Source organism: Desulfatitalea tepidiphila, from assembly GCF_001293685.1.
GTDB classification, from domain to species: Bacteria; Desulfobacterota; Desulfobacteria; order Desulfobacterales; family Desulfosarcinaceae; genus Desulfatitalea; species Desulfatitalea tepidiphila.
Genome location: NZ_BCAG01000005.1, coordinates 276,511 through 291,927, shown reverse-complemented (window position 1 = coordinate 291,927; position 15,417 = coordinate 276,511). Strand labels below are relative to the sequence as shown.

Annotated in this window: 13 protein-coding genes; 9 read left to right on the top strand and 4 right to left on the bottom strand. The window is 53.9% G+C overall.

Annotated features, from left to right (window positions below; translation table 11 throughout):
• Positions 1–2 precede the first annotated feature (2 nt).
• Complete coding sequence (locus tag DFT_RS19045) at positions 3–1,724, bottom strand: sensor histidine kinase (protein WP_235506277.1); 1,722 nt, start codon at positions 1,722–1,724, stop codon at positions 3–5.
• A 397-nt stretch (positions 1,725–2,121) separates the two neighbouring features.
• Between DFT_RS19045 and DFT_RS19040 the strand changes: the two genes are divergently transcribed.
• The 9 genes from DFT_RS19040 (at position 2,122) to DFT_RS19000 (ending at position 12,471) form a co-directional block, all read left to right on the top strand.
• Positions 2,122–3,585, top strand: coding sequence for an ATP-binding protein (locus DFT_RS19040; protein WP_054032855.1), 1,464 nt, complete (start codon positions 2,122–2,124; stop codon positions 3,583–3,585).
• Position 3,586: 1 nt separating this feature from the next.
• A complete protein-coding gene (locus tag DFT_RS19035; protein WP_054032854.1) occupies positions 3,587–5,023 on the top strand; it encodes a sigma-54-dependent transcriptional regulator in 1,437 nt (478 codons plus the stop codon).
• A gap of 256 nt (positions 5,024–5,279) precedes the next feature.
• A complete protein-coding gene (locus tag DFT_RS19030; RefSeq protein WP_054032853.1) occupies positions 5,280–5,747 on the top strand; it encodes a universal stress protein in 468 nt (155 codons plus the stop codon).
• Between the two features lie 143 nt (positions 5,748–5,890).
• Positions 5,891–6,823: a universal stress protein gene (locus DFT_RS19025; RefSeq protein WP_054032852.1), complete on the top strand. Its 933-nt coding sequence runs from the start codon at positions 5,891–5,893 to the stop codon at positions 6,821–6,823.
• Positions 6,824–6,865: 42 nt separating this feature from the next.
• Positions 6,866–7,477, top strand: coding sequence for a GNAT family N-acetyltransferase (locus DFT_RS19020; protein WP_054032851.1), 612 nt, complete (start codon positions 6,866–6,868; stop codon positions 7,475–7,477).
• 1 nt (position 7,478) lies between these two features.
• Positions 7,479–7,886 (top strand): response regulator, encoded by a 408-nt coding sequence (locus tag DFT_RS19015; protein ID WP_054032850.1) that lies wholly within the window; start codon positions 7,479–7,481, stop codon positions 7,884–7,886.
• Positions 7,887–8,123: 237 nt separating this feature from the next.
• The gene (locus DFT_RS19010) at positions 8,124–9,872 is read left to right on the top strand and encodes a sensor histidine kinase (RefSeq protein ID WP_083453642.1); all 1,749 of its coding nucleotides are present in this window, start codon (positions 8,124–8,126) and stop codon (positions 9,870–9,872) included.
• Positions 9,850–11,916, top strand: a complete 2,067-nt coding sequence (locus DFT_RS19005; RefSeq protein WP_054032848.1) for an SLC13 family permease — start codon at positions 9,850–9,852, stop codon at positions 11,914–11,916. The genes DFT_RS19010 and DFT_RS19005 overlap by 23 nt, the downstream gene beginning before the upstream one ends.
• Positions 11,917–11,982: 66 nt before the next feature.
• Positions 11,983–12,471: a response regulator gene (locus tag DFT_RS19000; protein ID WP_054032847.1), complete on the top strand. Its 489-nt coding sequence runs from the start codon at positions 11,983–11,985 to the stop codon at positions 12,469–12,471.
• Between the two features lie 134 nt (positions 12,472–12,605).
• Here the strand turns inward: DFT_RS19000 and DFT_RS18995 are convergent, their stop codons facing one another.
• From DFT_RS18995 to DFT_RS18985, 3 genes are all read right to left on the bottom strand, one after another.
• Entirely contained in the window at positions 12,606–13,046 is a 441-nt protein-coding gene (locus tag DFT_RS18995; RefSeq protein ID WP_054032846.1) for a response regulator, read from the bottom strand.
• Positions 13,047–13,100: 54 nt separating this feature from the next.
• Positions 13,101–14,681 carry an SLC13 family permease gene (locus DFT_RS18990; protein ID WP_054032845.1) on the bottom strand — a complete coding sequence of 527 codons (1,581 nt, stop codon included), beginning with the start codon at positions 14,679–14,681 and terminating at the stop codon, positions 13,101–13,103.
• 260 nt (positions 14,682–14,941) lie between these two features.
• The gene (locus tag DFT_RS18985) at positions 14,942–15,382 is read right to left on the bottom strand and encodes a response regulator (RefSeq protein ID WP_054032844.1); all 441 of its coding nucleotides are present in this window, start codon (positions 15,380–15,382) and stop codon (positions 14,942–14,944) included.
• Positions 15,383–15,417 lie beyond the last annotated feature (35 nt).

Sequence of the window (15,417 nt, the reverse complement as noted above, 5' to 3'; positions counted from 1 at the left end):
GGTTACCTCCTTTGAGACAAAGTATGATTAAATTGAACGCTGGTGTTGTCTATTTCTTCTATGGGTAGGCGGATTTGAAATTCCGAACCTGCGCCTTGCTCGCTGGTCAGGGTGATGTCGCCGCCCAACCCCTTGATGATGCCGTAGACCGTACTCAGACCAAGTCCGGTTCCCTGACCCACCGGTTTGGTGGTGTAAAAGGGCAGGAACGCCTTTTCCATGGATTCGGACGAAAACCCACAGCCATTGTCTGAAACAGAGATGAGGATCGTCGTATTCTCTTTGGTTACGCGGACGCGGATTTCAGGTGAGATGCGCTCCTTGAGCGCATAGATGGCGTTATTGAAGAGATTCAGAAAGACTTGCTGCAGCTGGTTGGGGTCGCTGACGATTTGCGGCAAATCCGACTCGATCTCCTGGACGATGCGGATATTTTCCAGACGTGCTCGTTGATCCACCATTTGGACCATTTTGGGCACAAATTGCTCGAGAACGATCGGCTCCTTGGTGTTTTCACGCTTACGGGCGAAATTGAGCAATCCCTGGGTAATATGGCTGCAGCGGTTGATTTGGTCTCCGATCTCCCGTGTGCAGTCTTTCAACTGGATCAGCATTTGAGGCGCCTGGTTCTCGATGATGGGGCTGATATCCTCGGTCAGGGACTGAATCATGGCCACTTCGGATTTCATGACCTGCAGTGGATTGTTGATTTCATGGGCGATGCCCGTGCTCATTTCACCCACTTCGGCCAGCTTTCCGGCCAGGATCAACTGAGTCTTCATCTCACGCTTTTCCAGGTCGGCCGACTTCAGCTGCGCGGCCACGTTGGCAGCCATGAAAAAGCCCATGAGCACCACCATAACACTGCCGCCCAATAACAGAAGAAACGAAACCAGCGTGGAGGAGACCAGGGGGGCATAGGCGTCGCCGATGGATTGGCGTACGATCAGCTGCCAGTTGGTTTGCTGAATAGGGGCCGACGCATACAGGTACCCATTGCGCCAGCCGCCTGAGGTGAAAAAGGTTGTCTTCCCATGGTCGATAGTGGCGTATTTGACGAAATCGGGGTCTGGTTCCATGATCCGTCCGCCAGAACGCCGCTTGGTCTGCAGGACGCCTTCCCGGTTGACAATATAGGCCTCTCCGGTGCGACCGATGCGGATGTTCTCCACCAGATCATTGAAGTAATAGGTGTCGATGGTAGCCCTCAGGTACCAGGCGATTTCCGTCTCTTCCTTCTTGACGGCGATAATGAAGTGGGGGATTTGCCGGTAGCCGAGGAATTCGTCTGAGATGTATACTGAAACGTTTTGAACCCTTTTGAACCACTCGGCCTCCGCGTAGCTCTTGCCGAGCAGGTCGAAGGGGCCGGCATAGGCCACATGCCGGCCGTTCTGATCGAATACCCCCAGGTCGAAGAAGGCCTTGGACTGGGTCTGTAGGTTTTTGAAGATCATGTCCAGATGATTTCTCTGACGCAGCTGTTCACGACTGAAGCTGGCGGCTGTGAATTGCAGAATAGCGGCTTTCTCGGAGAGGAACTGGTCGATGATATTGCGATGGCCTTCGGCGATGCCCACCAATTCGTTTCTCACTTGTCGGACGGAATAGGATGCAAAGAAGTAGATGATGGTGCCATAAACCACCAGCATCACTGCAAATGGAACGAGGAAGACGCGAATGATGAGCATGTTGCGCAGCGTGCGCGTGTAGTAGTCTTTCAAAGTGGTCCTCCCGGGTTTGGTTACGGCAAAAAAGGCATGAGCAACGATGATGCCAAACCCCATGGCACATCTATGCGCCTTCTATCTATTTGAATTATTGGTTAAAGAATGAGAATCCCATGAGCAGGTCTTTGGGAAGGGACGCTCACCGGATGTCAGGCAATTTTACGCACTGTCTGCATGTCATGCAGTCCAGGCGCATTCAGGATTGATTTTAATGTCGATTTTTCGCACATTATGTAAAAAATGCTGACAATCATTCAGCGATGAAGCGGTCGGGTTGTGTGTAATTATCTGTAAATATTAATTTTATCTGGAAATGAGAATGGCGCGGCGTTTGCAAGACGGACCCTTATGACCGGTGCGGCCGCAACAATATGCGAGGTGGAGACAGGAGATGTGGCGGACACTCAACTTGAAAACACGCATCTATTTATTGTTATCGGGCCTGATGTTGATCGCCTTGTCCAGCGGTTCGGTCATGGTTTGGTACACTTACCGCATTCAAGGGCTTTTCAATGGAATCGTCGACCGCAGCATGGCCGCCTTTGAATCCGCAGCGGCCCTTGAATTGGCGTTGGTCAACCAGAAGGGATTCGTGACCTACTACTTTCTGGATGGCGATCCAGGGTGGCTGCAAAGTTTTACGCAGCAGCATCGGGTGTTCCAGGAGCAGCTGGGACAGGCCCAGCAACAGGCCAACACCCCTGAACAACAGGCCAAGATTCAGGAAATCGCAGATCGATATATCGATTACGTGCGCCTTAAAGAGCGCGTGATAGAACATTACAAACGCGGCGAGCGGGAGCAAGGCACCCAACTCCATCAAACCGTAAGACAGCTATTCGAGGAAATCATTGCCAAGTGTGAAGCCCATAAGCTTGAGCACCTCACCCATATTCGCCAGGTCAGAAGTGATTTGACAAAAGGCGGCAACAAGCTGCGGTTTATCACGATCATCACCATTGCCATTCAAATGGTGCTGGCGATCGTGTTGGGCATGCTGTTGGTCCATCAAATCTTTTCACCCGTCTATGCCATGCTGAAGAGCACGACCAAAGGGGCACCCTCTTCGCGTCCGGTTAATGTCGTCGCAGCCTTGGGACGCAGCATCGATAGCCTGCTGGTCGATGTGAATCAGGCCCATCAGGAACTCGAGAAAAGTCGTGAAAACCTGTTGCAAGCGGAAAAGATGGCCATGGTCGGCCGTCTGGCCGCGGGCATGGCCCACAGCATCCGCAACCCTTTTACTTCCGTGAAGATGCGTCTGTTTTCGCTGGGCCGCTCCCTCGAGCTGGATGCCACTCAAAAGGAGGATTTCGAGGTGATCTCTCAGGAAATTCGCCACATCGACACCATTGTCCAGAATTTTCTTGAGTTTTCACGCCCGCCCAAACTGGTCATGCAGCCGATCAGCCCCTCGGTCATCGTGGATCATGTGCTTCAACTCCTGTCTCATCGGCTGGATTCCTATGGTGTCAAGGTCGATGTGGTGCGATCGGAAATGCTGCCCGAAGTCATGGCCGATCCGGAACAGCTCAAGGAGGTGCTGGTCAATCTGATCGTCAATGCCTGCGAGGAGATGAAAAGCGGCGGCACGATCGTCATCGATGAGTGTGTGGAGCTGGACAACGACCAAAAAATGGTCGTTCTCTACATTTCCGATAACGGTCCCGGCGTCTCTCCAGCCAATGTGGAGAAGATCTTTCAGCCATTTTTCACCACCAAGGATGAAGGTACCGGCCTCGGCCTGAGCATCGCCAAGCGTATCGTGGCCGAGCATGGAGGTACCCTCGCCCTGGATCCATCCGATACGGCCGGTGCGACCTTTATAATTCATCTGCCGTTAAAGGGGGTTTGAGATGAACACCATTCTGGTCATCGACGATGACGATCAATTGCGCAAGAGTTTTGAAAAGCTTCTCACCCAGGAGGGGTATCGCGTGCGAAGCGCCGCCTCGGGCGAGGCCGGCATTCAAGCCGTCCAGGAGGCTTGCCCCGATCTGGCGATACTGGACGTTCGATTGCCAGGCATGAATGGCTTGGCCGCGTTCGAACACCTGCATGCCATGGAGCCCAAATTGCCGGTTATCATCATGACCGCCTACGGCACGACCGAAACCGCCATCCAGGCGACCAAGATGGGTGCCTTCGACTATATTCTCAAACCGTTCGACATTCCCGACATGCTCAACATCATCCGACAGGCGCTCAATGCCGGACGGTTCATGCGTTCTCCGGTGCACCTGAACAGCTTGCCCGATAAGGCCGACCGCGATGCCATGATCGGAAAGAGCCCGGCCATGCAGGAAGTCTACAAAGCCATCGGCCGGGTGGCTGCCACCGATGCCACCGTGCTGATTCGGGGCGATTCGGGTACGGGGAAGGAACTGGCCGCCCGGGCGATCTACCAGCACAGCCAACGAGCCAATCGTCCGTTTCTGGTGATCAACTGCGTGGCCATACCCGATACGCTGCTCGAAAGCGAACTTTTCGGATATGAGAAAGGCGCTTTTACCGGCGCTACCCATCGCCGCATCGGAAAAATCGAACAGGCCAACGGCGGTACGATCTTTCTGGATGAAATCGGCGATATGCCCATCAATTTGCAAGCCAAGATTTTGCGGTTGCTTCAGGAGCGATGCATCGAGCGGTTGGGCGGACGCGAAACGATCACCGTGGATGTGCGCATCATCGCCGCCACGAACCGCCATTTGGAGCAGATGATCACGGCCGGTCAGTTCAGAGAAGATCTTTATTACCGTTTGAAGGTCATCACCATTTGGCTGCCGACCCTGAGTCAGCGGATCGAAGACATCGAGGCCTTGGCCAACTATCATCTATCCAAACATGCCGCCGAACTGGGGCTCGATGCCCCGCCGATTACCAAAGAGGCCCTGGCTGTACTGAAGCAGTTGCCCTGGCCGGGTAATGTACGTGAACTTTCCAACACCTTGCAAAAGGCCCTGATCTTCAACCGGGGAGCCCCCCTGCGCGAAGAGGATATTCTCAACGCGGTACGGGAGGATCATGGCCGGGATAGATCGACCGGCCTGGAGAGCTATGAAGAGTGCCTGCGCCAGTGGATTCGCGAGGCGCTGCAAGATCAGGAAGATGAACATCTTTTCGAGTCGGCCACCGATCGCTTCGCTGCCCTGCTGATTCGCGAAGCGCTGACTTTTACGGACGGCAACCGGTCACGCGCGGCCAAATTGTTGGGAATCACCCGGCCGACCTTGCACGCCAAAATTGAAAAGTACCATCTCTCATTTAAAACCTCGGTTGAACAGCCCGATTGATTCGGACGGCCCCCAACGATCGCCATTGCAGCATCAAACGGCACTTGTCAGTTTTTTTTACAAGATGAAAAATTCGATCGCCCCGATCATCGAGGCTTTGGATCGGCCCCGTTTAATACTGATAAATTATTAAAAAAATCCAATAAGATAATTACGATCGCAATATCTTCGAAGTGGCACGGCGGTTGCTCTACTCACGTTTAACATCAATTGTCTTAGCGACTGCGCAAGTAACCCTTTATACGAGGAGATGGCCATGCGAAAAATTGAAAGAATTATGGTGGCGGTCGATCTGTCGGACTATTCACTTCCATCGGTACAGTACGCCATGCAGCTGGCCCAGGCCCTGGGCGCCGAGATCATTCTGGTGAACGTTTATAACCAGCGTGATATCAGTGCCATCAGAACGGCCACGGATGCCTATTACGATCCCGGCTTTTTCGACAAAGTGGTGGAAGAGAACAAGACCTTCAGGCGCAATCAATTGGATAATCTCGTGGAACAGGCCGGGGCCCAGGATCTCGTCAAACGCAAATTGGTGCGCATCGGCGTTCCGCATCAGGAACTGCTCACCGCGATCAAAGAGGAAAAAGCCGATATGCTGGTGATGGGAACCAAGGGACGATCCAATCTGGCCGATACCATCGTCGGGTCGGTTGCGCGCAAAATGGTTCACAGCAGCCCGATCCCCCTGGTTACCCTGCCGCCGGGAGCGGTTGGATAGTCTGAAGAGACCTGTGCAGTGAAGCCGTAAGCCTGGGGATGGCATCCCCGATCATGTCGTCCTATCCTGCAATCGTTTCTTCATGTCCAGTCTGTTTAATGGCCCGTGAACGAAACGTCATCGACCGATAAGGAGAATTCGGTATGCCTGACAAACCCATAGAAAGGATCCTCGTGGCCCTGGACGGGTCGGATCGTAGCGTGCGAACCGTAAAATACCTGGCAGGCTTGACGGCCTTGGTCAATGCCGAGGTCCGTCTGTTCCATGTCTTCAGAAAAGTCCCCGAAAGTCACTACGATCTGGCCAGGGAACCGGCGGCCATACACATTTCCGGGCAACTGCTGGGATGGGAGCAGCACCAGCGGCAACTCATCGAAAAGCACATGGAGAGATGCCGGAGGATTTTGATCACCGCCAATTTCGATCCCGAGCGGGTAAAAACGGTTATCCACGATCGCCAGCACGGAGTGGCGCGGGACCTCATCGCAGCGGTGGCCAATGCCCGCAAGCCTTACGATGCGGTTGTTATCAGGCGCCGCGGCATGGGACGCCTGGCCGGGGTCGTCATCGGCAGCGTGGCGTTTAAGGTGCTCGACGGCCTCCACATGGCACCGCTGGTGTTCGCAGGCCGCAAACCGGACAACAAGAAGATATTGATCGGTATGGATTTGTCGGATAATGCCATGCGGGCGGTGGATTTTGTCGGCCGGATGACCCAGGGCCGCGGCTACACGATTGCCCTGGCCGTGGTGGTGCGTCGGAACGGCGCCTCCGTGGTGGGGGAGGGCGCCGAGACGGACGTCAAAGCCTACGAAAATGCCCTGGAAGAAGCATTTGAAAAGGCGAGAAAGTGTTTGGCCCCCTATGGCTATGATGGGGAAAAGATCGACAGCCGTATCATCAGGAACAAGCCCAGTCGCGCCGGCGCGCTGGTTGAGTTCGCCGAGGCCGACAATTACAACACCATCGTCGTCGGCCGTAAGGGCGTGACCAACCTCGATGACTTTCTCATCGGTCGGGTCAGTCACAAGATTCTGCATGTTGGCAGAAAGCATAATGTATGGATCGTCAATTAATCGCTTGAACCGTTGCGTTGAGGTTTGGAAAGGATCCCTGCCATGGACAGCCGGGTGGGTTTCAAGGCCACCAGAGATGATGAGGCCGGCGTATCTGATGAGCTGACATTGCCAAGCGTACCGTCTGGACTTTTATATGCGGATCATTATGAATTTTTTGTCAAATTGCCGGAAGTGGGGCGCCTGAAGATTCGTCCCATTCAGGAGAGCGATGCTCCTTTGCTCGAGGCGCTTTTTGATACGCTTACCCCGCACTCGGTCTACCTTCGGTTTTTTACTTATTTTCGTCAATTGCCGCCCGCCATGCTGGAACGGTTTACGCGGATCGACTACAGTCGTGAGATCGCCTTGGTTGCGATTTCGAGGGAGGCCGGCGAAGAGAGAATGGTGGGCGATGCCCGTGTGGTCGAGACCAATCTTCCCGGTACAGCCGAATTTTCCGTCCTGGTGGCCGATGCCTTACAGGGGAAGGGCATCGGCGCATGCTTGTTGCAGAACTGTTTGTCCATTGCCCAAAAACGCGGCTACGAGCGCATCTATGGCATCGTGCTGGCTGAAAACCGACAGATGTTGGCCCTGGGGCGGAGACTCGGGTTCAGTATCAGACACATCAGCGGCAGCCGTGAATATGAACTTTCCAAGGCGTTTGAATGATATGGACAGAGAATATGTCATCCTCATCGCCGATCGGAACCCGCGGATAAGGGATTTCGTGCAGCGGGAGTTGAAAAGCGAAGGCCATCGCGTCTATTCGGCCGATAACGCCGATCAGCTCAAGAATTGGATTCACCGGCCCGGCAAGCTGGATGCCCTGGTTATCGATCCCGATATGCCGGGCCTGGAGGATCCGGCCGCTTTTGGCCGGATGTTGGCGGAGCGGCCAACCCTGACCGTCATTTTTCATTGTCTGGCCTCCGATTGCTTTTCCATCCGCACACCCGGCAGGGCCGTGGCGTTTGTCGAAAAGAGCGGCCAAAGCGTGGATCTGCTGAAGCAAAAAATCCGTGTGATCCTGTCGGAACAAAACAGTAAAAAAGATCCCACCCAGACCCGCAGCAAATAAGCCTCGACATCTTCTCTTGTGTTCGGTTCTTTTACACCATGCAAAACGAACTGCCACTGTCGCTTCTTCGGCCAAGGCCGATTTTTACCAAACATACTGAAATAAAAGAATAAACAACCATGTGTGATGTGGCATGTGGTTTGCTCAATTTCTTCTACAGATGTTGAAAACAAACTTTATTGAATCGATCAATTTCAAGATTGGGACCGCGTGCCCCTAAACAGGTAAAAGGTTCACATGTCTTCACTGCCACCATCACTTGGCCAACACGTCTCTACAGACCCAGACAAGCAAGTGGATCTTAAGGCTTACTTCATAAAGCTGGAACGTAAATTTTTATTGGGGTTGATGGCTGCTTTTCTCGTTCCCCTGATATTGCTTTCAGCTTATTTTCATTATCAATTTCATATGACATTGAAAGAGACCGGAAAGCTGAATCTGGCCGCCATAGCCGAAAGTCAACGCAACACTGTCGATCTTTTTCTCCAGGAACGGTTGGTGAATATTTTCGCTCTCTTTCATAACCCCGCTTTCAGTCTGGTGCCATCCCAACAGCAAATGGACAGTCTTCTCCGGCAGTTGAGACAAACCAGCGATGCCTTTATCGATATTGGTTATTTGACCCAGCATGGAATGCAAATTGGCTATGCTGGCCCCTTTCCTTTTCTTCAAAACAAAGATTACAGCGCTCAGGATTGGTTCTCTACATTGGAGTCCTCTGAAAACGGTTATGCCATCAGTGATATCTATCTTGGGTTTCGGAATAAACTTCATTTTACCATTGCCGCAAAGCAGACCGTGAATGACCATCCTGTCATATTGCGGGCCACTTTGGATCCCGACAAATTCTATCTCTTTCTCAAAACGATCAACCGCGGACAAGGCGTGGCCTCCGCTCTGGTCAACCGCGAAGGGCGTATCCAATTGGCCGATCAAGGAGTCGATGAGGCGCTGTCGGTAAGCAGTTATATCCCACCCGTGGACGTGCCTTCCGGCGCCCAGACGATTGTGACCAATGGTGATGCTGTCCTTATGGCTCACGCCTGGTTGAAAGAGGTGCCCTGGTCTCTTCTGGTGAGCGAACCGTTGAGTATTGCCTACGCCCAGCTCTACAAGGCCCGCAAGTTCATGCTGATCGGCTCGACAGTTATCCTGGTGATCGTGGGCATGACAATTTGGATGGCGACCCACGCACTGGTGGCAAAAGCCAGGGAAAACGCCGAGAAGCAGGACGCGTTGACAGCGCAGCTGCTGCACGCCTCCAAACTGGCGTCACTGGGGGCGTTGGCCACCGGGGTGGCGCACGAAATCAACAACCCACTCGCCATCATATTGGCCACAAGCGGTGTGATCAAGGACATGCTCAATCCTGAATTTAACATGGATGCATCTCCGGCTCAGATCATACAGGAGATCAAGGTTGTCGAAGAAGCCGTTTTCCGGGCGAGGAAAATAACCCAACAGCTGCTGAATTATGGGCGTAAAAGTGAGCCCCACCTGGCGCGTTCCAATATCAACGCCATCATTGATGATGTCTTGCTGGGATTCAAGGAGCGTTCTTTGGGATTGGACGATATCTCCGTAGAAAGGCAATTTGATGCAGACCTGGCGATGGTGATGGTCGATCAGGATCAGCTTCGCCAGGTATTTTTAAACCTGATCAACAATGCGGGGGACGCCATTCAGGGGCCCGGAAAGATTACCATTTCCACGAACCAGGATGAAGAAACGGTTCGTGTCACCATTACCGATACAGGCAAGGGTATGGACAGCGAACAACTCAAAAGGATTTTCGATCCGTTCTACACCACGAAGGAAGTTGGCAAAGGAACCGGATTGGGGCTGAGTGTTTCCATCGGAATCATTGAATCTATGGGCGGAACCATCGAGGTCCAAAGCTTGCCGGGAGCTGGCAGTGCGTTCACCGTGGTGCTGCCCAAAAACAAAAGCAAAGGAGCCATCAATGGAAAAAGCAATGCCGATTAGCGACGGCAACGGGTTGCCGAAAGTTCTGCTGATTGACGACGAACCAGATTTTCGCAAGGGCCTGGCCCAGCAGCTGGTGGTGCGAAATTACAAGGTCCTCGATGTTGACAACGGCGAAGACGCCATCAAGTTGGTGCGCCACGAAAATCCGGAAGTGGTCATTCTGGATCAGAAAATGCCGGGGATGGACGGAATTCAGACCTTAAAGGAGATCAAAAAAATCCGTCCGGAGGTCCAGGTGATCATGCATACCGGACACGGCACCACCGAATCGGCCCGTATCACGGGCAAGCACGACGTATTTCGATACATCGAAAAACCTTGCCCCATCGAAGACCTGATCGACGCCATTCAGGCCGCGGCTTCGGAAAGAGTCAAGGCGCTGGCCCGCCACGAGATCCCGGATATTCAACGGACCAGTCTAAAACAGTGGCTCATCGGCGCTCACAATGCGCGGCCCGGCATTATCATCCTGGGTGCAGTGCTGTTTCTTTTCATCGCGTTGATGCCCACACCAAAGTCCCTCTATACTCTGTTGACCACTCCCAAACAAGGCAAGCCCGCCGAGTCCATAACGGGCTACTCGGACTACAAGAAGATGAAACCCGGTCAGACCATTGTCGAATATTATGGCGCCAAGGCCAAGATCAGCAGCAATACCCTGAACGCCGATGGCAAGGTCACCAAAGGACCGGCCACCGACACGCAGGTGGCCCTGCGGGCCAAGGTGATGGTGGGGGTTCTGGTCGTGGCCGCGCTCTTCTGGGCCACGGGGGCGATTCCCATCGGTGTAACGGCCCTGTTGGTCGGCGTTTTGATGTACTTCTTCGGCGTTTTCACACCAGGAGACGTGGCCCAGGCCTATGCCAAGGATTCGGTGGTGTTCATTTTCAGCGTTCTGGCATTGGCCGCGGCGATCACCAAAACCGGCCTGGACCGGCGCATCGGCATACTGCTGCTGGGTACCAGCACCAATCTGGTCAAGTTCTGTTTTATCTTCGCTCCGTTGCTTTCGGTCACGGCCTCATTCTTATCCGAGCACGCCCTGGTGGCTTTTATCGCGCCGATTCTCATGATGGTATACCTGGGCGCCATCCGATCGGCCAACCTGAATCAGGACAAGGCCCTGGTGGTCATGCTGCTGCTGATGCTCACCTTCTGCGGCAATGTGGGAGGACCCGGATCACCGGCCGCTGGCGGCCGCAACGCCGTGATGCTGGGCATCTTCGCCGACTACGGGGTCCAGCTCTCCTTCGGGCAGTGGGTGGCGCGCGGCTTGCCGTTCGTGCCGGTGATGTCCATCGTCATTGCGGCCTACTTTCTGATCGTCTTCAGAAAGAAGATTTTGTCGCCCAACGTCAATGTGGCGGCCGAGGTGCGGCGGGAGTCGGAAAAGATCGGAAAAATGACTCGGGATGAGTACAAAGCGGCTTTCGTGCTTGTACTGCTGATACTGATGTGGTCGACCCTGTCCGACAAACTGGGCATGGGCGGTCCGGCCCTGCTGGCCCTGGTGCTGTTGAACATTCTGGGCATTCTGCGCTGGAAGGACATCAACGGCATCCACTGGGACGTGGTGGCGCTCTATGCAGCCGCGAGCGCCATGGGTTACGGTTTGGCGGCCTCCGGTGCGGCCTTGTGGCTGGCCTCGGGTTTCGTGAATCTGCTGCCCGATTTTCTCATGGCCGGAACGGGTTTATGCATTTCCACCAGCCTGATCACCGGCATCATGACCAACTTCATGAGCGACGGCGCCACGGTGGCCGCCATCGGCCCGATCACGGTACCCATGGCCACCTTGTCTGGCACGTCACCGCTGCTGGTGGGGCTGGCAACGGCTTTTGCTTCATCCTTTGCCCACATCCTGATTATCGGTACGCCCAACAACGCCATAGTCTTCAGTATCGCAAAGGATCCTGAAACCGGCGAACAGTTGATCACGATGAAGGACTTTTTAATCCATGGTACCATGGTCTTTATTCTGAGCATGGCGGTGCTTTGGATCTGGGTATTCTGGGGTTATTGGAAATGGTTTGGCTTTTAGTCTGGCACAGCAGCTGTGACAACTTGAAATTTAAAGTTATTCACCCATCAGAACGGAGAAAACATTATGATAACCAATAAGATTAATTTGTTGATTGTTGATGACGAGGAACAGTTTCTGCATTCCATCAGCCGCAGCCTGGAAATGCGCGACTTCAATGTCACAGCCGTCAACAGGGGAGACAAGGCACTTGAAGTCGCCAGGAACCAGCCCATTGATATCGCTTTGGTAGATTTGAAAATGCCCGGCATGGACGGAAAAGAGACGCTTGAGGCGTTGAAAAAGCAGCATCCCTGGATGGAAATCGTAATTCTCACGGGTCACGGCACCATCGATTCCGCCGCTGAGTGTTCACGTGCCGGTGCATTCTCCTATTTGCAGAAGCCCTGTGAATTCGATCGCCTGTTGGATACCCTGGCTCAGGCATTCAGGCAGCGGGTGATGAACAAGAAGCAGATCGAAGAGAAAAAAATGGATGCCATGCTGCGAATATCCATGGGGCATTCGGCCCGTGAGATTCTGAGCAAGCTCAGAGAGATCGATCAGTCCGAATAAGGTTGACCGCCAGCTTTGACCTGCCCATGCCGCAGCCACACTCGTGCGGGGAAGCTTTCTTGGGATCGAACATCGGAAAAGACCACACCCCGGCCCTTTTGAAAGGGTCGGGGTGCCATGGTTGTGAGCAACATTTAGATGTTGCCGCCTTTTCTCAGCAGTAAGCGCGCTTCGGCCTGCCGTATGCGCTCTTCCTGTTCGCTTTTTTTGCGCCGGGCGCCTTCCAGTTTGGTCTCGAGGTCCTCAAAGTCTGCTGGTTTCAACAGGTAATCGAAAGCGCCCAGCTTCATTCCCTCTACTGCCGTTTCCGTCGTGCCGTGTCCGGTCAACAGAATGACTTCCACCAGTGGGAACATGATTTTAATTTTTCGCAACGTCTGGATGCCGTCCATGCCGGGCATTTTAATGTCTAAAATGACCACATCGAATCCGTCCTGTCGGAGCTTTCGAATGCATCCTTCACCATCATAGGCTGCATCCACCACTTCACCGGCTTCTTTGAGACGCATGCTGAGCATTTCAACGAAATCGTGTTCATCGTCGACTATCAATATCCGGGTCGGAACTTTAATCATATTTTTGGCCTCCTCGGTGTACTTCGGTTCATTGCCGCCTGTTTTGAATAAATATTATACCAACCCCAGAAATTTCCACCAGACAAAGGCGATGCCAACGAGGATGGCGATCAGGACCGGTGTGGCCACCAGGCCGGCCTTGGTGATATCCGATGCCTTGAATTGTCGAAAGCTGTAGGCAATGGCATTGGGTGGGCAGCCAATGACCAGCAGCATGGCAAAAGAAGTAGCGGTGCCGAGGCATAAGGCCAGCACCCGCGGGTCAACTCCCTCCAGTTGCGCCATGGGAATCACGATCGGCAAGATCAGTGCAGCGGCTGCCACATTGGCCATGGCGTTGGTCACCAGTGCGCCGAAAATCGCAACACCGATGAAGAGCAGCAGCCAGCCGCCGCCCTTGACGAGCGGGAAAAAAATGTTGGCAAAATAGTCGGCCGCTCCCGAGTAACCCATGGCCAACCCCAACGAGATGCCCCCACCGAAGATGAACAGGGCCGTGCCCCACTCCAGGTTTTCGTGGATGTCGTCCCATTTCAATATGCCCACCAGTACCAGGGCAGCCACCGCGATCATGCCGGTGACCGAGTAGTCGAGACCGTGAAGCCCCTTGGTTAACCAGAGTACAAAGGCGATACCGATGATGACCAGGGTGATGATCTCCTGAAACGACCACGGCGGCAGCTTCTCATCGAACTTGGGCAGCTCTAAAGTTTTGTCCGGGCGAAATACGAGGTAGCAGATGAGTACGGCAGCAGGGACCGTGACAATGGCCATGGGCATGGCGTATTTGATCCAGTCGAAGAAGTCGAGTTCAATCCCCGTGAACTCTTTTAGAAACGCGGCCGATACCATGCAGCGGCCGCCGCCGATGAGTGTCCCCATTCCCCCGCACGAGCATGCGAATGCCAGGGAGATCAACATGAATTTGGCGGTACTAGAGTGAGGTTTGATGTCGGCGGCGCGCATTAACGGCAGCATGGTGACGATGCCGATGGAGACGGCCGCGGCATCGTGCATGAACATGGAGGCCATGCCCAAACCCGTGCTGATGACAAATGTGAACCGGACCACATTAGTGCCTGCCTTCTGGACTATGAAATGTCCCATTCGTTTGGTCAAGCCCGCTTTGTCCAGGGAGATGGCAAAAATGAGACAGCACATGATGAAGACCACCACCGGATGCATGTAGGGCGCCCAGGCGGTTTTGACATCCACGATCCCCATGAGAACGAGCGAAGCGCCGATCAACACGGCCGTTACTTCCAGGGGAATGGGTTCGACCAGGAACAGGAAGATCAGCACCACCAGAACCGCCAGAAAGCGCATCGCCTTCGGCGAGAGACCATCGAGGTAGTCGATCTGGATGGTCCCGTCAGCGAAGGCCTTGGCCTTTTGGTTCAGTACACCATCCGCTCCCGGTTGCGCATGGCGCACTGCCACCACATAGCCATCGCCGGTCTTATCCGCCGGTTGGACCAGTTCGAATGTTTCCTGGATGGTTTGGAAAAAGCGTTGGTTGTTGTCGCCCGTAACCCTGAAACGGGTTCCTTCCGGTCTGGGCAACAGTAAGACAATGGCACCGAGCAAAAATGCGAAACAAATTTGGACCTTTTTAGATTTTGCGACCGCTAGCATCGATCGTTCTCCTTGATGCCACCAGCGCGTGGCATTGCGCCGCGTACCGGGGAAAGTGTTTTTGCACTACAAAAAGGAACTGATTTCAGCAATCCCGTCCATCGCCCGGCGGGGAGGGTCATTTGTCGTCTATATCACCGTTCGCATCATTGCTGCCTGCGGAGCGGTCGGTGCACCTCCTTGGGGTTTAGCGGCCCTTGAGCTAAAAAGTGTCTCTGTATCCGGGCTGGCCAGGCCAGACCCGATCGGGTCAATCTGGATCAGATATTGCCACCCTTGCGCAATAAAAGTCTGGCTTCGGCCTGCCGGATGCGTTCATCCTGTTCATCTTTCTTCTTCTTGGCACCTTCGAGTTTGGCGCTCAAATCTTCGAAGTCCGCCGGTTTCAGCAGGTAGTCGAAGGCCCCCAGCTTCATTCCCTTAACGGCCGTTTCGGTGGTGCCGTGTCCCGTCAGCAGGATGACCTCCACCAGCGGGAACATGCCTTTGATTTCCCTGAGGGTTTGAATGCCGTCCATGCCCGGCATCTTGATGTCCAGAATGACCACGTCCACCGCCGTGCGGGCCAGTTTCTCAAGGCACTCCTGCCCGCTGTAGGCCACCGTCACCTGTTCTCCTGATTCGGTGAGGCGCATGGAGAGCATTTCGACGAAATCTTTTTCATCATCAACCAGCAATATTCTGGTCGGAATTTTAACCATGTTCGTTTTCTCCTTTGCACGATTTTCAGTCTTGA